Raw genomic sequence first — 22,709 nt, forward strand, 5'->3', positions numbered from 1 at the left:
TCCCTAGAAGCCGTGGCGTGGCACGGCCCGCTCGTACTGCGGGACCCAGGGAATATCGTGGCCCAGTTCGTACGCCGCCCGGAGCCACCAGTGCGGATCGCGCAGGGCTGCCCGAGCCATGAACACGGCATCGGCACGGCCATTGGCCACAATGTCCTCGGCCTGGGCCGGGCTGGTCAGGAGGCCGACAGCTCCGGTGGGGACACCGGCGTCGTGCTTGACCCGCTCGGCGAAACCGGCCTGGTAGCCAGGCGCCGCCTGGATCGCCTGGTGGGCCACGGCACCGCCGCTCGAGACGTCCACCAGGTCCACGCCCCGCTCCGCCGCAGCGCGCGCGAGCCTTACCGATGCCTCAACGTCCACTCCCCCGTCCGCCCAGTCGGAAGCGGAAATGCGCAGCAGCAGCGGCATGGAATCCGGAATGGCGTTGCGCACTGCATCCACGACTTCCAGCATGAGGCGGTTGCGTCCGGCTTCATCACCGCCCCAATTGTCCGTGCGGGTGTTAATCAACGGGCTTTGGAACTGGTGCAACAGATAGCCGTGGGCGCCGTGGATCTCCACGACGTCAAAGCCTGCCGCAACAGCCCGTCCTGCAGCCGCCGCGAAGTCCTGGATCACCGCGAGGATCTCCGTTTCGGACATGGCCACCGGGGAGGCATAACCGTCAAAGGGTGACGTGCTGGGCCCCACGGTCTGCCATCCGCCGTCGGACTCCGGAACTGAACCCGACTGCCCGGAGAACGGCCAGTAGGTGGATGCCTTGCGTCCGGCGTGGGCCAGCTGCGCACCGATCCTGCAGTCCACCGCACCATGGCGGTGGACAAAATCCACCATGCGCTCCCAACCGGCTGCCTGCGCCTCCGAATACATGCCGGCGTCCCGCGGGCTGATCCGTCCGGCGGCATTAACAGCGGCTGCCTCGGTCATGATGAGGGCTGCACCACCGGCGGCGAAGGATCCCAGGTGCATCAGATGCCAGTCGTTGGGCACGCCCTCGCCGGTCTCCGGGAGGCAGCTGTATTGGCACATCGGCGACACCCAGCCCCTGTGCGGAATGGTCAGCGAACGCAGCTGAAGCGGGCTGAACAGCGCTGACGGCACTAGAAGAGGACCCTCGCGAGCCCCTGACGGGCCTTGGCAACACGCTCGTCGGACGTGCCCACTACCTCGAACAATTCAAGGAGCCGCACCCGGGCCGCTTCCCGTTCCGGGCCGAAGTTCCGTCCAATGAAGGAAATGATGCGGTTGAAGCCGTCTTCGATGTGCCCTCCGGAGACATCCAAGTCAGCCACGCCGAGCTGGGCCTCCACATTGTCCGGTTCCTGCGCAGCCAACTGCCGCAGGCTGTCGGCCTCCGGTGCGGAAAGTTTTTCCAGCCGGGCCATCAGTTCCACCTGCGCCAATCCTGCCTTGGCATCGGCGTCAGCCGGCTGCTCCAGGAGGGCTTGCTTGTACGCGGCCGCGGCCGCGGCGTAGTCACCGGACTCGATGGCGTCAATCGCTGCCTGGTGAAGCGGGGGCAGCGGGGCCGGTTCGGCGTCGCCGTCCTGCGGAGCGTCGCCGATGCTTCCGGTCACTCCGTTGGCAGCGGCCACCTGGAGGAGTTCCTCCACGAGGCTGCGGATCTGCGCGTCGTCGGCAGGGCCTTGGAAGAGGGGCACTGGTTGGCCCTTGACCACGGCGACGGCCGTGGGCACGGCCTGGACCTGGAAGGCCTGGGCCAGTTGCGGGAACGAGTCGACGTCGGCGGCGGCCAGGACGAGGCGGCCACCGAAGCCCTCAACAACCCGCTGTGCAGCATCAAGGACGCCCGGAGACTCGGCTGCATAGCGGGACCAGAGAAGGAAAAGGACCGGAATCTGCGCCGACAATTGGACGAGGTCCTGGAAGTTGCTTTCCGTAGCATCCACGCGCAGCGAAGGGCTGCCCGCTTCCGGGCTACCGGAGGCTGCCGGATCACCAGCCGGCGCGGCCGGTGGCGACTGCGGCGGAGCCGGAGGGCGGCGCAACGACGAGAGGTCGACGGCGCCGCGAAGGTTGAGCTGGCTGGCAGCGGCTGGAGTGGGTCGGTATCCGGGCGAACTCATACCGTCCACTCTAGCCGCTGCCCTGCCAGGGCCACGCCCTACTTGAAGCTGGCGCCGACCAGTCCGCGGGTAGCGGCCACGAGCTTCATGGGATCAGAGGAACCTGCCGGCGGGATGTAGACCGCCACGGATTCGGCAAAGTTGAGCGACATGCCCGTGGTGGTTTCCTTGCCACCGGCAAACACAGCCGAATCGTCTTCAAGGATCAGCTTGTCACCGGAGGCCTTGGGCGTTCCCTCGAAGGCGAAATCGAGGCGGCCAACCACCAGCGCACCACCGTCGGCAGTGTGCAGCACCACGGTCTGGTTGGTCACCGGGGTGTGCGCAAACTTGAAGTTGGCGCTGGTGCCGTTCTTGACGGTGTCCGCCTGGTAGGCCAGGGCGCCGGCGATGTAAGGCGAGGACTGGCCATCGGCGAGCTTGCTGCGGTTCGGGGAATCCGGTGTGGTGAGCATTTCGCCGAGGATGCTCAACGCTTCGTTGCCACTGTAGGCCAAGCCGTTCTTGTCGTCCGCGGCCACGGGGGCCGTGCCGTCACGGGGAACCGGGAAGGACGGGAAGTTGGTGCCCGGCTGCAGCGGAGCGGTGCCCCACAGCTTGTAGTTCTCACGCGGCGAGAGCTGGACCAGCGTCAGGACCTGCGGGACCACGTTGCCGTCACCCTGGGTCAGGGCGAACACCGTGCGCGGCCAGTCACGCTTGGTGCTGATCACGCTGCTTTGCAGCTTGGTGGCTCGCACCGGCATCCGGGCATCGTAAGCAGAGACGGCAGTCCGGATCTTGTAGTTGGCGGTACGGACCTGCAGTTCCATCTTGTCCACGCGCGGCGCGAGCTTCGCGGCGTCCTTGGCCGCGTCTGCGGCATCCACGGTGCTGGCTACCTGCTCCAGGACACGCTGCAGCTGGGACTCGAGGAGTACCGGCGTTCCGCCCTTCTCCGCGGACTCGGACGGGCTCGGGTTGCCGCTGTTGGACTCCGGCGCCGGGCTGGCCTGGGCCGCGACCGCGGTGCCACCAACCAACGCGGCAACCAAGGCTGCGGCGATGGCGGAGATACGCAAGGTTGAACCCTCGGCGCCGGGGGCGCGTCGACCGGCGTCGCCGGCGGACGGCTGCACAGGCAGGGCAGAGGTTTCTCCGCCACCCTTCGGACCCTCATCGCCGCCGTCCTTGCGGCGGTTGCCGAGTGCCTTGGCGACGAACGGCAGGGCTGCGCCAACCAGGATGATGATGATGCCCAGCACAATGAGCGGAATGGCCCACGGCGTGGTTGCGCTGTTGGGGAACGTCATGGAGATCGACGACGGCGCCGGCTTGGTTCCGTCGCTGGCTACCAGCAGGGACCACTCGCCACTGGCGGGCGGGTTCCACGTGTAGTCCAGCTCGCCGCTGCCGTCTTCGGTGTTGACCCAGAGGTCGGAACCGGCCGGACTCGGCGCGGTTGCCTCACCGTCAGTGGTGGAAACCTCCAGCGCCTTCTGGTCCTGGGAAACGCCGGTGAGGGTATTGTGGGCAGTCTTGCCTACCCAGGCGTCGACGTCGTCCGGGCGTCCCGTGGCGACGACGAAGTTGCCTTCGCCCTGGATCTTGATCTTCACCGGCCCCTCGTGGAGGGCGATCAACTTCTGGTCGATCACCGTCAACGGGGCAGCTTTAGTGTCGCTGGGCACCGAGGCCGTCACGGTCTCGGCGGGGGCCCAGAAAGTCAGCTGGCCAATGCCGGCCAGCATCGTCAGCAGGCCCAGCAGCACCAGCAAGGCTGCAGTCTTCAAACGCACAGGATCACCTATCATCAGCGGTCGTTGAACTTCAAGGGTAACCGTTTTGTTATCAAAGAGTCAGATCGGCCGACCGGCCATGACACGCCTGAAACCCCGCCGTGGTGCCGCCAAAGGGCCATGACGGGGTGCTGATAGTGTGGCGATGATCATGCTATTGGGGGCGAAAACCACCTGTATCCAGAGTGTCACATCCCGGTAGAGACAGTGCGAGAACAACCAGAAGGCAGCAAAACCGCGTGAAAGACCACTTGGAACCCAGCACCAACGACGAGTCCGGCTCGCCCGCGGTGGATGCCCCGTCCGACGGGACCTCCGTGACGGTTCCGGTACGCACCGGGCGGCTCGCAGCTGTGGCCAGGCGCCTTCGGCAACCCATTCCCGGCGCCAGGACGCGCGTCCGCTTCGAAATGCCGCCTGAGGACGAGTCGGACGTGGCCGTCAAGAGCGCCTCCGGTGACGAGGACCACGACTTCGGATCACCGGGCCCCAGAATGTCTTCGCAGCACCCTCTGTACGTTGGTTTCATGGGCACCGCCGGAGTGGGGGTCGCCCTGCTGGTGTTCTACATCGCCAGCAATACCAGCCAGCTCCTGCTGTGGATCCTGACCGCACTGTTCATCGCCCTCGGCCTGGACCCCGTGGTTCGTTGGCTTGAGTCCCGGAAAATCCCCCGACCGGCGGGCATCCTGATTTCGGTATCCGTCCTGGTCCTGGCCGTGGCGGGCTTCTTCGCCACGCTGATCCCCACCATCGTCAACCAGGTCACGGACATCGTGCGGCAAGCTCCTGACTGGATCCGGGACTTCCTCAATTCCGATTTCTTCCGGAACGTGGACAGCCAGTTCGGCCTCCGGGACCGGATTACCCAGGAGCTGGACAAGTTCGGGCAGAACTCCGAGGCCGTCGGAGGCATCTTCGGCGGAGTGGTTGGCTTCGGCTCCTCGGTGGCCAACGGACTGTTCGGCACACTGATCGTGCTGGTACTCAGCCTTTACTTCCTGGCGGCCCTGCCCTCCATGAAGAAATGGGCTTACCGCTTGGCGCCGCGTTCGCGCCGGCCCCGCGTCGAGGCACTCTCCGAGGCCATTACGGATTCGGTAGGCAATTACGTGATCGGCCAGGCCTGCGTTGCACTCCTGAACGCGGTCTTCGCCTTCATCGTCATGACCATCCTGGGCGTGCCGTTCAGCGTCCTGCTCGCCTTCGTGGTGGCCCTGCTCGCCTTCATCCCCCTGGTGGGTGGCATGATCGCAGCCATCGTCGTGATCCTGGTGGCCCTCACCGCAGGCTGGCAGACAGCCCTCATCTACGCGATCGCCTACTTCGCCTACCTGCAGTTCGAGGCGTACTTCATTTCGCCGCGCATCATGCAGAGGGCAGTGGCCGTACCGGGCGCGGTGGCGGTAATTTCCGTGATCGCGGGCGGCAGCCTTCTGGGTGTCCTCGGAGCACTCATCGCCATTCCCACGGCAGCGGCCATCATGCTGCTGATCAAGGAAGTGTTTATCGTCCGCCAGGACCGGCACTAGCCGTTGGCGGCCGGACTAGCCGCTGGCGGCCGGCCAAGCCATTGGCGACCGGACTAGCCGTTGGCGACCGGACTAGCCGTTGGCGACCGGCCCCGCCCAGACGCGCGGCAGGCCGTCCACGCCGGCTCCCGCTTCCGTGACGTCGTCGACGATTTCATCCAGGACCCGCGCGGCGTATTTTTCGCCAACCCACAAGTGCTTGGCGCCATCCACCCCCACCAGCCGGGCCTGCGGGACCAGGCTGAAGCGGGCGGCTGCCTCGGCCGGCTGAAGGTAGTCGTCGTGCTCGGGGACGAGCACGGTCAACGGTTTGCCGGAGGCAGCCCACTCCTTCAGGTGCACGTCGGTGGCACGGTGCAGCGGCGGCGAGAGGAGGACCGCTCCCTCCACTTGCGAGACAACGGGTTCAACGGCCCCGTACATGAGCGCCAGTTCGGTGCCGAAGGACCAGCCCACCAGCCACCGGTTGGGCAAGCCGCGGTCCACGGCGAACCGGACTGCTGCCTCGACGTCGTAACGCTCGCCGATGCCTTCCTCGAACCTGCCCTCGCTGGTTCCGCGCGGCGACTCAGTCCCGCGGGTATTGAATCGCAGCACTGCCACCCCGGCCAGCGCCGGCAGCCGGTAGGAAGCCTTGCGGTAGACGTGTGAATCCATGAATCCGCCGTGGGTGGGCAGTGGGTGGAGCATGATGAGCGTCGCCGCCACATCACCGGACTCCGGAAGGGCCAACTCGCCCACCAGCACCTTGCCGTCCTCCGTGGTGAACTCCACGTTTTCGCGACGGGCAGGCAACACAGTGGAGGCCCGGATCTCCGACGGAGCGTCCTGGGGCACAAAAACGAGCGTGGCGGGATCGAAAGTCATGCCTTCAAGCCTAAGCGACTCAGCGGTAACGGTACGTCCGCGATGTCCAGCAGTTGGTGTGCCAGTGGCGGCGTTCGGCCAGCCCCGCGGCCTCGCCGAAAAGGTGGCTGTCAGACCACACCACCAAGTGGGCGATGCCAGGCATGATGGCCGTGGAACACCCCGGGCAAATGTACTGCTTCTCCGCTTTCCGGGCGGTCATGGTGCGGACCATCCAGTCCCCGTCCGGGGCGCTCTCCCGACGGGCGATTCCGGCACGGGACCGTTCCAGGTCCAGCTCCGGGACCGCCTCGGCCCACTTGTTGGAACTCGCTGCGGACGCGTTTCTGCGGGGACGGTTGGAGCGGGGCATGAGTCCATTCTGCCCCAGCCCCAGGTCTCCACGCGGTAATGTTGGGCGGGTGCGACTCGTCATAGCCCGTTGTTCTGTTGATTATGTTGGCCGCCTCAAGGCCCACCTCCCGCTCGCCACACGGCTCCTCCTGGTCAAAGCGGACGGCTCGGTGCTGGTGCATTCGGACGGTGGCTCCTACAAGCCCCTGAACTGGATGAGTCCGCCGGCCACGCTGCGTGTCACCTCTCCCGAGGAGACAGACGTGGAAGAGGGCGTCGTGGAGCAATGGACGGTCCAGTCCGCCAAGACGGACGACCGTCTCATCATCAACATCTACGAGCAACTCCATGACACGTCCCACGAGCTCGGCATCGATCCGGGACTGATCAAGGACGGTGTGGAGGCCGATCTGCAGCGGCTGCTCGCCGAACAGATCGAGACCCTGGGAACCGGCTACTCCCTCATCCGCCGCGAATACTTCACGGCGATCGGGCCCGTGGACATCCTCGCCCGGGATGCCAACGGGGCAACCGTTGCCGTTGAGCTCAAGCGGCGGGGCGACATCGATGGCGTGGAGCAACTGACGCGGTATCTGGAACTCCTCAACCGCGATCCCCTCCTGGCACCGGTCCGGGGGATTTTCGCAGCGCAGCAGATCAAGCCGCAGGCCAAGGTACTGGCCAATGACCGCGGCATCGACTGCGTGACCCTGGATTATGACGCAATGCGGGGCGTGGATGACAGCGAGTCACGACTCTTCTGACCCCGTACCCGGGGCGTGTGCGGCAGGCCACTAGAATCAGAACCATGACTGCCGCAGACTCTTCTGTCCGTCCTTCCGCGCCCAGCCACCAGATCCTCCTGGGAACGCTCGTCACCGACGGAACGGTGGTGGAAGACGGTCTGCTGGCCATTGAGGGTGACCGGATCGCCTACGCCGGGCAGGCCTCGGCCTTCGTCCCCGAAGACTTTCCCGGTTTCCAGAGCGCCATCCGGCATGGCGTCCCGGCCGGCCACTACATCCTCCCCGGCCTGGTGGACGTGCACTGCCACGGCGGCAACGGCGGCGATTTCCCCGGCGGGGAGGAATCTTCGGCCCGCAAGGCCGTGGACTTCCTGCACCGATCCGGTACCACCACTTTGCTGGCCAGCATGGTCACGGCACCACGGGAGGATTTGCTTCGCGGCATCGAACTGTACGTGAAGCTGGCCGACGAAGGCCTGGTCGCAGGAATCCACCTGGAAGGCCCGTTCCTCTCCCACGCACGGTGTGGCGCACAAAACCCTGACTACTTGCTGGAACCTGACCTGGACCTCATGGACGAGCTCGTTGCGGCTGCGGAAGGCAAGCTTGCCACCATGACGTACGCACCCGAGCTTCCGGGTGCTGCCGCCCTGGTGGATTTGATGACGTCCCACGGGGTAACTCCCTCCTTGGGGCACACGGATTGCGACGACGCCACGGCGGCAGCGTCGTTGGCCGCCGCACGTGAGGGGCTGGAGTCGGCAGGGTTCGACGGCGTCAGCTCGCTCCCGACCGTGACGCACCTTTTCAATGGGATGCCTCCCCTGCACCACCGTGCGCCCGGGCCGGTGGCCGCCTGTTTGCGGACCGCCCAGGCCGGCAAGGCTGTGGTGGAGCTGATCGCCGACGATACCCACCTCGATCCGAGCACCGTGGCCACGGTCTTCCAGCTTGTGGGGGCAAACAACATCGTTTTGGTCACCGATTCCATGGCGGCCGCCGGACTCTCCGACGGCCACTACATGCTGGGCCCCTCCCCGGTAACCGTCAGCAAGGGCGTAGCCACCCTTGATGCCACCGGTTCCATCGCCGGCGGCACCGCCACCCTGCTGGACGTGGTCCGCAAGACTGTCTCGGCCGGCGTCGACCTTCCCGACGCCATTTGTTCGGCCACGGCGGTTCCGGCCGGCGTCCTGGGCCTCTCGGATGAAGTTGGAGGGTTGCGCCGGGGTCTTCGGGCGGACGTCGTGACCGCGGACCAGGAACTGGGACTCACAGGCGTCATGCGAAATGGTGAATGGTTGTCATAGGCCTAAGGTCCAAGTGGAATTCCTTTGGGCGTCGTAACCGGCTTTTAACCGAAAATTTTCCCGAATTACCAAAAAGACCGTTGACCTCCGGCACCGCGCATGAAAGTGTTGTAGCAGTCTTTGTGTAGGTGGTTTTCATGCTCGCAAGACGAGTTGCGAGCGTGAGGCTCCTGCGAAACCAACCGGGCCAGCCCGGAGGGAATCCGGATCTTCTCGCGGAGTAACAAAGCCGGTACGCGGTGTATCGGACTGATGTTCCATATTGAGGAGAAATACATGGCACTCGGAACCGTCAAGTGGTTCAACGCTGAAAAGGGCTTCGGCTTCATCACCCCGGACGACTCGGATGGCGACGTCTTCGTTCACTACTCGGAGATCCAGACCGGCGGCTTCAAGACCCTCGATGAGAACCAACGCGTTCAGTTCGAGATCGGCCAGGGCGCCAAGGGTCCCCAGGCTACCGGCGTCACCGTCGTCTAGTTTGATCCGTTGAACCTGCCCTTGGCAGATTCACCAACAGCTTGGCCCCGGCATTTAGCCGGGGCCAAGCTGTTTAAGCGCCATTCATTGCGGACGGAAATGTCTGATATTTCTGACAACCCTGTTACTAACGGTGAAGAATTGCGAAAAGACTCCCCGAATGGAGCGTTGACAATTCAACCAACCAAGGTACGCAACAACCGGGCGGAATGCCTGACCGATAAACCAGGGAGGTAAGCGCGGCTCAAGGCCCGGCCCATTGCCGGAAGGTGCAGGGGATCCTGGTAATACATGTACAGCGTTCTGTAGTCGGGCTGGAAGCGCGATTTAAAGGAGGCCAGGGAACGGAAGCCATAAACCGGTTCCAAGGCCTGCCCCACGAGGTCCAGAATTCCTGCCAGGCCCTCCGGCCTTTGGTCCGGCTCATCCTTGTCCCTGGCCAGCGGTGAACCGGACAACGAGATCATTTCCACTGACTCGCGCAGATGCAGCACGGCCGAGGCGATCAGGAACTCCATCACTCCTGGGAATGCGTCACCACTGCGCCTCATGAAGTCCAGGGTCCAACTGACAACTGTGCCGTTGTCGTAGACCGGCAACCAACTGGTGACACCGTAGACCGTGCCGGCTTCGTCGACTGCAACGCAGCACAGGACATCCGGGTCCTCAAGCTCATCCATGCCGCCCAAGGTGAAACCCATTTCGGGGACGCGTTTCTGCGCTGCCCATTCCTCGGAAACCTCACCCACCTTTGCCCGCAAGGAGTGCGGCAGTTCTCCGAAGGCACCCCACACGGCGGTAATGCCCATCTTGTTGGCCCTGTTGAGGGCAGTCCGGACGTTCTGCCACTCCTTGCCACGGAATTCCAGGCCACGGATCCTGAGCCGGGTTTCCTGCGCAACGGCAACCCTCCGGAAACCCCTTGCCTGCAGCTCCGGCCACAACTCGTCCGTACACGAATACAGGCAGGGGATCAGGGCGTTGCGCGAACAGTGCTGCAGGAAACCCAGGGCAGTGGCCCGGTGCCCCTCCGCCGCACCAATGGGTCCGGCCAACGTCAGCGCAACGTGGCCATGCTGTTGGTAGGCCACTCCCCCGGTCCCCTGCGAAGTGAACCAGTACTTGTTGGGTTCCCACAACGCCATCCAGGACAAGGAGTCGCCGCCGGCTTTTACCAGCGAACGGGCATGTTCCCGGGACTGGTGGTCAAGGCCACCGGCGTGGTGTCCGCGGACCAGCAGCACCCAGACGCCGATGAGGGCCACCAGCCAAAAGGCGGTGCCGGAGTAGGAGAAAAGGAACACTTCGAGGGCATCGCGCTCGGCGAATACCTTGCGGTAAACGCCGGGCAAAGGAACCGGCAGGTATTGGCGGGCGAGTTCGGTACCCAAACCCAGCAGGCCGCCGTCGCGCGCCATGCCACCGGAGGCCAGCCACACAATGGTGTAAGCCAGCGCGAGGGCGACACCGCTGAGGCCGACAAACCAGAAAACCCTGCGACGCATCCGCGTCGAAGACTCAACCCGGAAATGCCCCCGGTACGCGAAGAGGAGGATCGCCAGTATCAGAGGAACCATGACCAGTGGGATCAGGTGCGCCACAGCCGAGTTCATCATGCCCACCCGCGGACGGCCCGGCAGTTGCGGCATGCCTGCGAACAGGCCGAGATAGAGCGTGGACAAGGCCACCACCACAACCTGGACGCCGATAGCGATGCCCAGGGCCAGCCGGCGTCCACGGCGCATCCCGTCAACGCAGATGAGCAACAGCACCACGGGAACCACGGCCAGTGCCAGGCCGAAGGGCCCCGTGTAGCCCTGCCGGCCCAGTTCCAGGCACGCCACATCGATAGTCCCTCCGCAGTTCCCCTCCAACTGGCTGAGCGTAGGCAGGGGGTTGAGGATCACATCGCGAAGCAAGGCAAGCGGCCCCGATGGGCTCTTGGCTACGGCAGTAAGGATGGGGCCTACGGCAAAGATGGCCATGGTCAGCGACAGGAGGTTCCGCACCTCGCGGCCCGTAGACCTGTGCAAGTGGAGATGTCCCTGGTTGCTTTGCATCCACCACGCCGCCGCCAACCCGATCAGGGCGCCCAACAAGCCCATGAGCGTCTCAGGGTGTCCAACAAAAAGCACCAGCAGCAAGGTGATGGACAACGCCACCGTGCGGAACCTCCGCTGCCAAAGCGTTGGCAGCTTGGCGCTGGCAGCCAGGGCCGTGGCCAGCAAGGCGCCGTAGGGACCGATGAGCCGGGTGTCCACCATGCGGGAGATCCAGCCATCGTCCGCATACCGCGCTATTTGGGTCACCAGGAAGAAGGCCGTGACGCACGCGAACTGGCAGGCGATAAGTACCAGGGACGTTTTCAGGAACCCGAAATGCCGCTCCGCCAGGCCCAGGAGGAAAAGGATCATCAGCACAACGACGACAAAGGCAGGCACGTTGGTGGTGAAAAAGAGGGACGTCCAGATGGACCACCATTCGCCGGCACGCAGTCCGCGCAGCGTCACACCAGCAACGGGCAGCCAGGACTCGGGCGGACCGGCGACGATGCTTCCGGAAACGATTGAGACAAGGACGAACACTCCGACGACGGCCAGCGTCAAGGGCGTAGCCCGCAAATGCCGCCCCGCCTGCCGCATGGCCGGCTGGATGAAACCCTTCAGGGCGAGACTCACTGCGGCAACCCCCATCTGGCCGACAAGAAGTCCAGGGCGCCGGGCATGCCGCGAACCACCGAGTCCCACGAGTGTCCGGAGTGGTCTATGACGTGGTCCTCAACCGTGAAACCCGCAGACCGGGCAGCGTCTGCCAAAGTGTGCATGTAAGCGATGAACTCATTGTCCGTAGCCCCGGCCGTCAAGTACATGCCACTGCCCGGATACTGCCTCTGGTGCATCAGGACCAAAGGGGTCCTTGACTCGAAAGCCGCTACGTCGCCGTCGAACGAGTCAGCGATCGTCTTGTTCCTGTCCTTGGCGAGGGCAGGCTCCTGCTCGGCCGAGAACCCAATCACGGAAGGGAACAGCTCCGGGTGGGTGGTCCCCATCTGGACCGCGCACGTTCCCCCAAAGGAAAACCCTCCAACGGCCCATTGCCGGTGGTCTGTGGAGACAGCCAGGGTCTTGCTGATCCACGTGGGGACATCCTGGGAGAGATAGGCGTCCGCGGGAGCGATCCTGCTGTCCATGCACATGGTGTTTGCATTGGCCGAGCCGTTGGGATCTACCACCACGGTGACGGGTGCAATACCGTCATGTGCTTCGGCGAATTTGTCCAGCTGCGAGCGGAGCTGCCCGCCCGTGAGCCAATCGGCAGGACCGCCGGGTTGACCCGAGAACAGGATGAGCACGGGAAGGCTGGGGCGGTTTTCGGTGAGGTACGCCGGCGGGAGATAGACATACGCTTCCCGCGCGGTAAAGCCGGAAACAGTACCGGGAATGTCCGCCCGGCGCAGCGTACCGCCGCGGGGCATGGTTTCGGGCGCCTTCCAGGCGGACGGCGACGGGCCGGGCTTACTGTCCGGAGCACGTTGCAGTCCTGCTTCCAACGGCTGGATACGCGCTACGGCCGTGCCCAGGAGGTCGGCCACGGTGTTGTTGAGGCCAAAGTAGGAGTTGACCTGGACCACGGACAGCAGGACAACACCCAGCATTGCGGCGATGCTCGCGGAGCGGCCCTTCCAGGCAGCGCGGGGAAACCGGGCAACGCAAAGAAGAAGTGCAGCCACCGCAGCGGTGGACCACACCAACGTCTCGAAAGGCAGGTTCTCAGAGAACGTGGCCATCACGTCGATGAGCAGCCAGTGCGTCAATGCCACCACGCCGGCAGCCAACGCAATGGAAGCAACCACCACCAACGGCCACCAGCGCCTGCGTCGCCAAAGCAACCAGGATGCGCCAACCACTCCACAGACAAGGGAGAACCAGAAGAACGGCCCGTCAACGAGGCTGACGTCGGACAGGAAATCCATGACGCCTAACGCCAGGTTCCAACACCGATGACCGGCCCGGCTTCAAGCCAGGATGAAAGCCCGGCGTAGGCTTCGAACTTCATGGCCAGCATGAGTGTTTTGCCTTCGTATTGAAGCTCAACAACCACCACGCCGGGTTGGACCCGGACGAGCTCGTCCTCGGTGGGTTTACGCCGTCCAAGGAGTTCCAGGGAACTGCGTTTGAAACGGTATTTGGGTATCACGCTGAGGGACATCAAGCGGAACCACTCAAGTTCATTGTCCTGATAACGACAAACCCCCATCTGCCAGCTGTTTCCAGCCATGCAAATGGAGGCGTCTACCGTGCCCAGGGCGCGCCGCAGATTGAAGCGGCGCACCCCAAAAAGGCACAGTGTAAAAATCAGCAACGCAAACGCCGTTGCCAGGGCGATGAACGGAATAAGGGAATCGTCCATCAAGGTCGTGCTATCGGATCCCCGCTGTAGCCGCTTCGCCCAATTGGGCGTTGTCAGCAACAATGACCACGCGGTCGTTGTCGACGGAGAAGAATCCGCCGTCCACCACTACCGCAATGCGGTCACCGGAAACCGGCTGGATTGCCAGCTCGCCCTCGGCCAGGATGGCCAGGAGGGGCGAGTGGCCCGGCAGGATTCCGATTTCACCATCGCTGGTGCGGGCCTTCACCATCTTGGCCGCTCCGGACCACACGAAGTGGTCCGCTGCGACAATCTCAACCTCAAGCTCAGCCATACTACTTGGTCTGTTCCTGGATCTTGGCCCAGTTGCGCTCGACGTCATCCAGGCCACCGACGTTGAAGAACGCCTGCTCTGCGATGTGGTCCAGCTCGCCATCGCAGATGGCGGTGAAGCCTTCAACCGTGTCCTTGATGGAGACGGTGGAGCCTTCGACGCCGGTGAACTGCTTGGCGGTGTAGGTGTTCTGGGACAGGAACTGCTGGATACGACGTGCACGCGACACGACGATCTTGTCCTCTTCGGACAGTTCGTCAACACCGAGGATGGCGATGATGTCCTGGAGTTCCTTGTTCTTCTGCAGGATCTGCTTCACACGGACAGCCGTGTTGTAGTGGTCCTTGCCGATGTACTGGGGGTCCAGGATACGGGAGGTGGACGTCAGCGGATCAACAGCCGGGTACAGACCACGCGAGGCGATTTCACGGGAAAGTTCCGTGGTCGCGTCGAGGTGGGCGAACGTGGTTGCCGGAGCCGGGTCGGTGTAGTCGTCAGCAGGCACGTAAATTGCCTGCATCGAGGTGATCGAGTGGCCCTTGGTGGAGGTGATGCGCTCCTGGAGGAGGCCCATCTCGTCAGCAAGGTTCGGCTGGTAGCCCACGGCGGACGGCATGCGGCCGAGCAGCGTGGAAACTTCGGAACCTGCCTGCGTGAAGCGGAAGATGTTGTCGATGAAGAGCAGCACGTCCTGGTTCTGGACATCGCGGAAGTACTCCGCCATGGTCAGTGCGGACAGTGCCACGCGCAGACGCGTTCCCGGCGGCTCATCCATCTGGCCGAATACAAGGGCGGTGTCCTTGAGGACGCCTGCCTCTTCCATTTCAACCCAGAGGTCGTTGCCTTCACGCGTACGCTCGCCAACGCCGGCGAATACCGAGGTACCACCGAAGTTACGGGCAACACGGGTGATCATTTCCTGGATCAGAACGGTCTTGCCAACACCGGCGCCACCGAACAGACCAATCTTTCCACCCTTGATGTAGGGGGTCAGGAGGTCGATGACCTTGATACCGGTCTCGAGCATCTCCGTGGAGCCCTCAAGGGACGCAAAGCTCGGGGCCTTGCGGTGGATCGGCCAGTAGGCGTCAGCCTTGATCTCCGACTCGTCAACGTCAAGCGGCTTACCGAGGACGTTGAAGATGTGGCCCTTGACGCCGTCGCCGACGGGCACGGAGATCGGAGCGCCGGAGTCCTGCACGGTGGTACCGCGGACCAGGCCGTCGGTTGCCTGCAGGGAGATGGCGCGAACGAGGTTGTCACCCAGGTGCTGGGAGGTCTCGAACGTGATGGTCTTGGTCTGGCCGTTGAGGGTGACCTCAGTGGTCAGAGCGTTGTAGATCTCGGGGATTGCGTCAGCCGGGAATTCGACGTCGACAACCGGACCAATAACACGGGCAATGCGGCCGGTGGCACCGGCCGTTGCTACGTGTTCGGTAGCAGTGGCAGTCATCTCTCTCACTTCACTCAGTAGATGGCGTGGGGTTAAGTTTATCTGTTTGGTGCAGGTGCGGCTTCGAGCCGGATCCGTACCGGCTAGGACGCGAGGGCGTCGGCGCCGGCCACGATCTCGGAAAGCTCCTGCGTAATCTCGGCCTGGCGGGCCGTGTTGCGAAGGCGCGTGTACTTCTTGATGAGTTCCGTTGCGTTGTCACCGGCCGACTTCATGGCCCGCTGGCGGGCGGCGAGCTCGGAAGCTGCTGCCTGCAGCATGGCTGCGAAGATACGGGACTCGATGTAACGCGGGAGCAGGGCGTCGAGGACCTGCTCCGTTTCCGGCTCAAATTCGTACAGCGGCAACAGCTCGGACTCCGAGGCTGCTTCCTCTTCGACGACCTCGAGCGGAAGCAAACGGATAACCGTCGGCTCCTGCGTCACCATCGACTTGAAGCGCGTGTAGACGACGTGGATCTCGTCCACGCCACCCTCGGCGTAGTCAGTGGCGAAGTCTTCGAGAAGTGCAGCACCGATTTCCTGGGCCGTTCCAAATTCCGGAGCATCCGTACCACCCGTCCAAACACGGGAGTAGTCACGGTTACGGAATTCGAAGTACGCCTGGGCCTTACGGCCAACCAGGTACGACTTGACTTCCTTGCCTTCTGCGCGAAGAAGCTCGGTGAGGCCTTCGACCTGCTTGAGCACGCTTGCGGAGTACGATCCTGCAAGGCCACGGTCCGAGGTGATGATCAGGACGGCGGCGCGGCGGATCTGCTCCGGCTCGGTGGTCAGCGGGTGGTCGATTTCGCTCTGGGTCGCGACAGCAGAAACGGCACGGGTAATGGCGTTCGCGTAAGGCAGTGAAGCTGCTACGCGGGCGCGGGCCTTACCGATGCGCGAGGTAGCGATCAGTTCCATCGCCTTGAAGATCTTGCGCATCGACGTCGTCGAGCTGATCTTCTGACGGTAGACCCGAATCTGGGCTCCCATACTTATCCTTTCCTAAGTTCCCGACGTACCGCCCTGCCGGGGCCCTTGCGGACCCCGGCAGAGCAGGTCATCGAAACTAGCGCTTCTGCTTGACGATCTTTTCCTGGTCGACGTCGCCGCCCGAGATCGCTTCGTGCTCTTCGTGTCCGGCACCAACCAGTCGGTTGTCGCCCTCTCCGAAGAAGCCCTTCTTGAAGGAAACGACTGCTTCCTTCAGCGCTGCGGCGGTGTCGTCATCCAGGACGTTGGTCTGGGCCAGCGTGGTCAGGATGGAGGACTGGTGCTTCAGGTGCTCCAGGAACTCGGACTCGAAGCGGCTGATGTCCTCAACCGGAACGTCGTCCAGGTAGCCGTTGGTACCGGCCCAGATGGAAACAACCTGGTTCTCAACCGGGAACGGCGAGTACTGGCCCTGCTTCAAGAGCTCCATAAGGCGAGCACCACGGGTCAGCTGCTGGCGGGAAGCAGCGTCCAGGTCCGAGGCGAACATGGCGAAAGCCTGCATGTCGCGGTACTGGGCCAGGTCCAGCTTCAAGGTACCGGAGACCTTCTTCATGGACTTGACCTGTGCAGCGCCACCAACGCGGGAGACGGACACACCAACGTCAACAGCAGGACGCTGGTTGGCGTTGAAGAGATCCGACTGGAGGAAGATCTGGCCATCGGTAATGGAGATCACGTTGGTGGGGATGTAGGCGGAAACGTCGTTTGCCTTGGTCTCGACAATCGGCAGACCGGTCATGGAACCCGCACCGAGCTCGTCGGAGAGCTTTGCACAACGCTCCAGGAGACGGGAGTGCAAGTAGAAGACGTCACCCGGGTATGCTTCACGTCCCGGCGGGCGGCGGAGCAGCAGGGACACGGCGCGGTAGGCTTCGGCCTGCTTGGACAGGTCGTCGAAGATCACCAGGACGTGCTTGCCGCCGTACATCCAGTGCTGGCCGATGGCCGAGCCTGCGTACGGTGCGAGGTACTTGAAGCCGGCGGGGTCCGAAGCCGGGGAAGCCACGATGGTGGTGTACTCCAGTGCACCGTGGTCCTCGAGGGTCTGACGGACGGCTGCGATGGTGGAAGCCTTCTGGCCAACACCAACGTAAACGCAACGAACCTGCTTGCTGACATCGCCCGAAGCCCAGTTGGCCTTCTGGTTGATGATGGTGTCAACCGCGATGGCGGTCTTGCCGGTCTGGCGGTCGCCAATGATCAGCTGACGCTGGCCACGGCCGATCGGAATCATGGCGTCGATGGCCTTGAGGCCGGTCTGCATGGGTTCGTGAACGGACTTGCGCTCGGTCACGCCCGGAGCCTGGAGTTCCAGTGCACGGGTGGCCTCGGCCTTGATCTCGCCGAGGTCGTCGATCGGCTGGCCCAAGGGGTCAACCACGCGGCCCAGGAAGGCGTCGCCAACGGGCACGGACAGGATCTCACCGGTGCGGTGAACTTCCTGGCCTTCTTCGATTCCGGTGAAGTCACCGAGGATAATGACACCGATTTCGCGGACGTCAAGGTTCTGGGCGAGGCCCAGCGTGCCATCTTCGAAGCGAAGCAGCTCGTTCGCCATGACCGAGGGAAGACCCTCAACACGGGCGATGCCGTCACTTGCGGTGGTCACGCGACCAACCTCTACGCGCTCTGCGTTACCGGGTTCGTAGGACGCCGCGAACTCGTTCAACGCATTACGGACGTCGTCGGCGTTGATGGTCAATTCGGCCATCTGCAGTCCCTGCTCTCCTGTTTTCGTGATCATCGTTGCTCACGATGACCGGGTTTATATCAGTTAGTTGTGCTTTGTCTTCACTAGCCAGCGAGCTGACGGCGGAGTTCGGTCAAGCGGGCGATGACCGAAGCGTCAAGCACTTCGTCGCCTACCTGGACACGGACTCCACCGATCAGTGCAGGATCAACAGTGATGTTGACCTTCAGTTCGCGGCCGTAGAGGGCGTTGAGCCCGGCCTGCAGTCGGCTGGCCTGCGTTTCCGTCAACGGACGGGTAACGCTGACAGTTGCAATCCAGCGCTGCTGGCGCTTGGCTGCAAGCTTGGCGAAGGATTCGACGAGCTTGCTCGGCTTGACACCGCGCGGCTCCGAAACTGCCTGGCCAATAAGAACCTTGGCTTCCTCGCTGATGCCAGGAACAAGCTTCTCGGCAAGGGCAGTCTTGGCGGCACCCGATGCCTGCGGCTCAGACAAAGCCCGCTGTACTTCGTGGCTGGAAGCGACAACCTGGTTGAAGGCAAACAGATCGTTTTCCAGCTCTTCCAGCCCCGTAATACCGGAGGCAGAAACGGCCGACTTGTTTTCAGCTACCGCAATGACGACCGTGGCGGCAAGCGTCTCGAGTGCATCGCCGATATCGCGTGCGGATGCCCAGCGCGAGCTGGCCAGTCCGCCTGCAATCTCAGCAGCATCAGCGGAGACTTTTCCGCCAACCAGCTGCTTGACCAGCGCCGACTTCTCGTCCCCGCTGCGGGAAGGGTCAGTCAGGGCGCGGCGCAAGCCAGCCGAGCTGTCCACCGTTCCCAGGATTCCGAAGAGGTCCTTTGCCAACTGCAGCGAGGCCAAAGGAAGCTTGGCTTCCAGGTCTGCCAGTGCTGTGGTCAGCGATTCGCTCGATATTCCTGCCATTACTTAGCTGCACCTGCGTTCTGGGTCTCCAGATCAGCCAGGAAGCGATCCACGACGCGTGCCGAACGCTCGTCGTCGTTGAGTGCTTCGCCGACGATGCGGCCTGCCAGCGTGGTAGCAAGCGTGCCAACCTCGGAGCGGAGCGAGACAACAGCTGCCTGGCGCTCGGACTCGATGGCGGCGTGTGCCTGCTCGGTGATGCGTGCAGACTCGGCAGCTGCCTTGGCCTTCAGGTCCGCGAGGATCTGGGCGCCTTCGGCACGTGCTTCTTCGCGGATGCGGTTGGCCTCGGCACGGGCATCGGTGAGCTGCTGCTTGTACTCTTCAAGAGCTGCAGAAGCTTCTGCCTGGGCCTGTTCGGCCTTCGCAATGCCACCTTCAATTGCTTCGGCGCGCTCTGCGAACGTCTTCTCGAACATCGGGACAACAAACTTGACCACGATGAACAGGAGGACAGCAAAGCCGACCAGGACAACGCCCATTTCCCAAACGTTGGGAACGAGCGGGTTTGCCCCTTCAGTGGCGGCTGAGATGATCAGCTGATTCATGTTTCACCCGTCCTATCTACTCGGTTGCGGAATTCGCTGTGTTCTGAAGTTGTAACTAGAGAACGAAAGCGAAGACGAGGCCGAGGATGGCAAGAGCTTCGGTCAGGGCCAGACCAAGGAACGCGATCGGCTGCAGCACGCGCTGAGCTTCCGGCTGACGAGCAACACCGTTGATGTAAGCCGCGAACACGAGACCAACACCGATACCACCGCCGATTGCGGACAGACCGTAACCTACGAGGTTGAGATTGCCTTCCATTTTTTTCCTTTCAAGATGCCACCCATGTGGCAGGTTGTTTGGTTTACTTCAATCCCCTACAGGGGAAGTGTGGGTGCCTTAGTGGCTGTCGGCGTGCAGGGCGCCTTCGATGTAGATCGCGGTCAGCAGCGTGAACACGTAAGCCTGCAGCGCCATGATCAGGGCTTCGAGCATGTACATGGCGATGGCGCCGACCAGCACCAGGACGGAGGTTCCCTTGAGCAGGACGTTCTCCTGCATGACCAGGAACTCAATGCCGGACCCGGCGAGCATGACGATCAAGTGGCCGGCCAGCATGGTCGCAAACAGACGGAGGCTGTGCGTTACCGGGCGGACCAGGAAGTTGGAAATGATTTCGATCGGAACGACGATCGGGAGGATGTACCACGGAACACCGGAGGGAACGGTTGCGAGCTTGAAGTACTTCAAGCCGTTCTTCTTGATGCCGATGATGATCCAGGTGAAGTACACGATGCCTGCCAGCACGTAGGCGCCGCCCACGTGGGAGAAGCTCGGGAGCTGGATCACCGGAATGGCGCCGTAGATGTTGTTCACCAGGATGAAGAAGAACAGGCTGAACAGCAGGGGGACGTACTTGATGAAGTCCTTGCCCCCGATGATGTCCTTGGCGATGCTGTTACGGACAAAGCCGTAGGCCATCTCGCCGGCGAACTGCAGCTTGCCGGGAACCAACTGCTGCTTCCGGGCGGCGGCCACAAAGAAGGCGGCGATAATGACGACCGACAGGATCACCAGCAGCATTTGCTTGGAGAAGCCGTCCGCAGCACCCCAGGGCAGGATTGCCGGCAGGTGCATTTCTTCGATTCCGGGTGGGGTGAAGGACCCCGAATCCTGGGCTGGGAGCGCAAGCGCGATCAACGCGTTTCCTCTCTGCTGTGTCCATCATTGGGCATTGGGCGGAACGCGGACACGTTCATCGCATCCCCATTCCATGTGAAATTATTTGGCATTACTGTCCCCGTCCTTGGACGGGCCGCTGTCTGCGTTGTTCTCTCCGGCAGAAGTGCTTTGCTTGGTGAGGCCGTGCATAAGGGAAAGATAGAACCCTCCTGCGGCTCCCAGCAGAGCGCCAAGGAGCACAATCCAGCGGGTCCCCCACAGATTATCCAGTCCCCAGCCTATCAAACTCCAGACAATGATCCCGCCAATGATGTAGCTGAAGACCGCGAGGCCGGCGTTGTATCCGCCGTCATTCCGGACTTCGGCATCATCGGCTGCGTGGGTGGATCCGGAAGCGGGAGTTGCCGGAGAAGACTTGCGCTTACGCAGTGCCACCAGGGCCCCCCTTCCGGTCCGCAGGATCGTTGAAGATCTGGAGGCGGGCTTTGCTGAAACCGTAGAGTTCGGCTGCCTGCCAAGCCACGACGCTGACCACGGCGCCGATCAGGAACCACCGGCCGTTGAGCCAGTCAGGCCTGCCGAGCGCAAAAAGCACGACTGCGAACCCGACGACTTTGACGAAATACGTCGCAACAAAGAGACCGATAGCCCCGGAAGGATTGTTCCGGCCGACGAAATGGCCAATCAGCAGGCTGATGGCAAAGAAGAGCATGACCAGCAGGGCGCCGGCCGCCGTCGAAAGCGAAGCCGGTCCGCCGTCGAGCGCGGCGGAGATCACCGAAGTGACCGCAGCGGCGATAGCCGCGACGGAGGTACTAAGCAGGAGCAGCCTCAACCACAAAGATGACACGCTCCCGAATACCCCAACACCACGTTTGCCGGACGGACGTCCGGTTTCGGCGTTGGATGTCATGGGGATACCAATCCTCGTGGCAGGGGAGCCATATTCTCAAAGTGGGGGTTACGGGCGAGTGACTGTCCGCACCAAAAATTCTACACGAGATAGAACTGTGACCCTAACCGGGGGCTTCCGGCTACTCCCCCTGTTGCGCCGTGTTTCGGGTGAAGTAAGGCCAGGCTGTGACAGCTGCCATCACCAGGGCCGCGGCAACATCCACGATCAGGACGATCTGCCAGGGAAAGACAGCGAACGCGACGCCGCCAAAGGCAAGGATGCAGGTCCACACGTACAGCATCACGACGGCGGTGCGGTGCGAGTACCCGAGGTCAACGAGCTTGTGGTGGAGGTGCCCGCGGTCCGCTGACCACGGCGACTGTCCACGTGCGGTCCTGCGGACCACGGCCATGCCGAAGTCGAGCAGCGGCAGCGACAAAACGGCAAAGGGCAGGAGGATCGGAATGATGGTGGGAATACCGTTGGCGCGGTCGTAGAGGCCGGAACCAATCTGTCCGGTGGCCACGACGCCGGCCGCGGCCATGAGGAGGCCAATCAGCATGGCCCCGGAATCACCCATGAAAATCTTGGCGGGAAACCAGTTGTGCGGCAGGAACCCGATGCAGCCACCCACCAGGATGGCCATCAGGAGCGTAGCCAGGTCCGAGTTGTCCGTTGAGGGATTGTTCCGGTGCACCCAGTACGCCGTCAGGAAGAACGCTCCCCCGCCGATGGTCGCCACGCCGGCAGCCAAGCCGTCCAGGCCGTCGATGAAGTTCACCGCGTTCATGGTGGTGACGATCAACCCTGCCGTGAGGACGATCTGGACCAGCTCGGACTGGATGAAGATCGGCTCGGGGATGAAGGGAACCACAGACATCCGGACGCCCCAGATCGCCACGATGAAGGCAGCTCCGGCCTGGCCGAGGAGCTTGATCCACCACCGGATGTCCAGGATGTCGTCCGCCACGCCCACCGCGACGATCACCACGGCGCCGGCAAGAATCCCCCACGGGGCATCGTTATGCCTGAAGATGTCCTTGACGAAGAACGAGTTGCTGGCCACCACGAGCGCAACGAAAAAGCCCGCGAAGATGCCAAGGCCCCCAAGCTTGGAAATCAGGGACGAGTGCATGTCCCTGCTGCGGATGGGGCGGTAGAGCCGGAGCTTGTTGCCCAGGACCCGGGCACCCCATGTTCCCGCATAGGACACCACGGCAGCCGTGAGCGCCATCAGCAGATACATGATCATG

General features: G+C 63.1%; 23 protein-coding genes. 4 read left to right on the forward strand and 19 right to left on the reverse strand.

The features are described from left to right. Positions 1-3 precede the first annotated feature (3 nt). Genes ACIQT2_RS02845 through ACIQT2_RS02855 form a run of 3 tightly spaced genes read right to left on the reverse strand, consistent with a single transcriptional unit; the run spans position 4 to position 3,883 of the window. Positions 4-1,104, reverse strand: coding sequence for an NADH:flavin oxidoreductase/NADH oxidase (locus tag ACIQT2_RS02845; RefSeq protein WP_400330243.1), 1,101 nt, complete (start codon positions 1,102-1,104; stop codon positions 4-6). After that, positions 1,104-2,090 (reverse strand): co-chaperone YbbN, encoded by a 987-nt coding sequence (locus tag ACIQT2_RS02850; RefSeq protein ID WP_400330241.1) that lies wholly within the window; start codon positions 2,088-2,090, stop codon positions 1,104-1,106. The genes ACIQT2_RS02845 and ACIQT2_RS02850 overlap by 1 nt, the downstream gene beginning before the upstream one ends. A 38-nt stretch (positions 2,091-2,128) precedes the next feature. Continuing rightward, positions 2,129-3,883, reverse strand: coding sequence for a hypothetical protein (locus tag ACIQT2_RS02855; RefSeq protein WP_402943399.1), 1,755 nt, complete (start codon positions 3,881-3,883; stop codon positions 2,129-2,131). A 224-nt stretch (positions 3,884-4,107) separates the two neighbouring features. On the opposite strand from ACIQT2_RS02855, the gene ACIQT2_RS02860 reads away from it, so the two are divergent. Beyond that, on the forward strand, positions 4,108-5,400 hold the full coding sequence (locus ACIQT2_RS02860; RefSeq protein ID WP_402943402.1) for an AI-2E family transporter: 1,293 nt from the start codon (positions 4,108-4,110) through the stop codon (positions 5,398-5,400). Between the two features lie 72 nt (positions 5,401-5,472). Here the strand turns inward: ACIQT2_RS02860 and ACIQT2_RS02865 are convergent, their stop codons facing one another. Together ACIQT2_RS02865 and ACIQT2_RS02870 are read right to left on the reverse strand one after the other, a co-directional pair. Next, the gene (locus tag ACIQT2_RS02865) at positions 5,473-6,267 is read right to left on the reverse strand and encodes an alpha/beta hydrolase (RefSeq protein WP_402943404.1); all 795 of its coding nucleotides are present in this window, start codon (positions 6,265-6,267) and stop codon (positions 5,473-5,475) included. 19 nt (positions 6,268-6,286) lie between these two features. Further along, entirely contained in the window at positions 6,287-6,619 is a 333-nt protein-coding gene (locus tag ACIQT2_RS02870) for an ATP/GTP-binding protein (RefSeq protein WP_402943407.1), read from the reverse strand. Between the two features lie 49 nt (positions 6,620-6,668). On the opposite strand from ACIQT2_RS02870, the gene nucS reads away from it, so the two are divergent. From nucS to ACIQT2_RS02885, 3 genes are all read left to right on the forward strand, one after another. Next, positions 6,669-7,364 carry an endonuclease NucS gene (nucS, locus tag ACIQT2_RS02875; RefSeq protein WP_400330231.1) on the forward strand — a complete coding sequence of 232 codons (696 nt, stop codon included), beginning with the start codon at positions 6,669-6,671 and terminating at the stop codon, positions 7,362-7,364. Between the two features lie 44 nt (positions 7,365-7,408). Further along, positions 7,409-8,656 carry an N-acetylglucosamine-6-phosphate deacetylase gene (locus ACIQT2_RS02880; RefSeq protein ID WP_402943410.1) on the forward strand — a complete coding sequence of 416 codons (1,248 nt, stop codon included), beginning with the start codon at positions 7,409-7,411 and terminating at the stop codon, positions 8,654-8,656. A 276-nt stretch (positions 8,657-8,932) separates the two neighbouring features. Continuing rightward, on the forward strand, positions 8,933-9,136 hold the full coding sequence (locus ACIQT2_RS02885) for a cold-shock protein (protein ID WP_018776337.1): 204 nt from the start codon (positions 8,933-8,935) through the stop codon (positions 9,134-9,136). Positions 9,137-9,312: 176 nt separating this feature from the next. Here ACIQT2_RS02885 and ACIQT2_RS02890 read toward each other — a convergent pair whose 3' ends face one another. The 14 genes from ACIQT2_RS02890 to ACIQT2_RS02955 all read right to left on the reverse strand — a co-directional run bounded on the left by ACIQT2_RS02890 (position 9,313) and on the right by ACIQT2_RS02955 (position 22,708). Then, positions 9,313-11,829 carry a bifunctional lysylphosphatidylglycerol flippase/synthetase MprF gene (locus tag ACIQT2_RS02890; protein ID WP_402943413.1) on the reverse strand — a complete coding sequence of 839 codons (2,517 nt, stop codon included), beginning with the start codon at positions 11,827-11,829 and terminating at the stop codon, positions 9,313-9,315. Continuing rightward, positions 11,811-13,109 (reverse strand): alpha/beta hydrolase, encoded by a 1,299-nt coding sequence (locus tag ACIQT2_RS02895; RefSeq protein ID WP_402943416.1) that lies wholly within the window; start codon positions 13,107-13,109, stop codon positions 11,811-11,813. The genes ACIQT2_RS02890 and ACIQT2_RS02895 overlap by 19 nt, the downstream gene beginning before the upstream one ends. Positions 13,110-13,114: 5 nt before the next feature. Beyond that, positions 13,115-13,546: a DUF2550 domain-containing protein gene (locus ACIQT2_RS02900; RefSeq protein WP_402943419.1), complete on the reverse strand. Its 432-nt coding sequence runs from the start codon at positions 13,544-13,546 to the stop codon at positions 13,115-13,117. Between the two features lie 10 nt (positions 13,547-13,556). Continuing rightward, complete coding sequence (locus ACIQT2_RS02905; RefSeq protein WP_216923952.1) at positions 13,557-13,841, reverse strand: F0F1 ATP synthase subunit epsilon; 285 nt, start codon at positions 13,839-13,841, stop codon at positions 13,557-13,559. 1 nt (position 13,842) lies between these two features. Continuing rightward, complete coding sequence (gene atpD, locus ACIQT2_RS02910; protein ID WP_264962128.1) at positions 13,843-15,294, reverse strand: F0F1 ATP synthase subunit beta; 1,452 nt, start codon at positions 15,292-15,294, stop codon at positions 13,843-13,845. An 83-nt stretch (positions 15,295-15,377) separates the two neighbouring features. Next, positions 15,378-16,268, reverse strand: coding sequence for a F0F1 ATP synthase subunit gamma (locus tag ACIQT2_RS02915; RefSeq protein WP_402943422.1), 891 nt, complete (start codon positions 16,266-16,268; stop codon positions 15,378-15,380). A gap of 76 nt (positions 16,269-16,344) precedes the next feature. Further along, positions 16,345-17,982, reverse strand: a complete 1,638-nt coding sequence (gene atpA, locus ACIQT2_RS02920; RefSeq protein ID WP_397322526.1) for a F0F1 ATP synthase subunit alpha — start codon at positions 17,980-17,982, stop codon at positions 16,345-16,347. Between the two features lie 83 nt (positions 17,983-18,065). Continuing rightward, the gene (locus ACIQT2_RS02925) at positions 18,066-18,893 is read right to left on the reverse strand and encodes a F0F1 ATP synthase subunit delta (RefSeq protein ID WP_397322408.1); all 828 of its coding nucleotides are present in this window, start codon (positions 18,891-18,893) and stop codon (positions 18,066-18,068) included. Continuing rightward, entirely contained in the window at positions 18,893-19,441 is a 549-nt protein-coding gene (locus tag ACIQT2_RS02930) for a F0F1 ATP synthase subunit B (protein ID WP_387435864.1), read from the reverse strand. Before ACIQT2_RS02930 ends, ACIQT2_RS02925 begins: the two co-directional genes overlap by 1 nt. A 55-nt stretch (positions 19,442-19,496) precedes the next feature. Further along, positions 19,497-19,700 (reverse strand): ATP synthase F0 subunit C, encoded by a 204-nt coding sequence (gene atpE, locus ACIQT2_RS02935; RefSeq protein WP_009356484.1) that lies wholly within the window; start codon positions 19,698-19,700, stop codon positions 19,497-19,499. 78 nt (positions 19,701-19,778) lie between these two features. Beyond that, positions 19,779-20,579, reverse strand: coding sequence for a F0F1 ATP synthase subunit A (gene atpB / locus ACIQT2_RS02940; protein ID WP_397322406.1), 801 nt, complete (start codon positions 20,577-20,579; stop codon positions 19,779-19,781). A gap of 81 nt (positions 20,580-20,660) precedes the next feature. Further along, positions 20,661-20,996, reverse strand: a complete 336-nt coding sequence (locus tag ACIQT2_RS02945) for a hypothetical protein (protein ID WP_402943426.1) — start codon at positions 20,994-20,996, stop codon at positions 20,661-20,663. Beyond that, a complete protein-coding gene (locus tag ACIQT2_RS02950; protein ID WP_402943429.1) occupies positions 20,983-21,474 on the reverse strand; it encodes a hypothetical protein in 492 nt (163 codons plus the stop codon). The genes ACIQT2_RS02945 and ACIQT2_RS02950 overlap by 14 nt, the downstream gene beginning before the upstream one ends. Positions 21,475-21,595: 121 nt before the next feature. Beyond that, on the reverse strand, positions 21,596-22,708 hold the full coding sequence (locus ACIQT2_RS02955) for an MraY family glycosyltransferase (protein ID WP_402943432.1): 1,113 nt from the start codon (positions 22,706-22,708) through the stop codon (positions 21,596-21,598). Position 22,709: the final 1 nt, after the last annotated feature.

The sequence above is a fragment of the Paenarthrobacter sp. NPDC090522 genome, assembly GCF_044769225.1.
Lineage (GTDB): Bacteria > Actinomycetota > Actinomycetes > Actinomycetales > Micrococcaceae > Arthrobacter.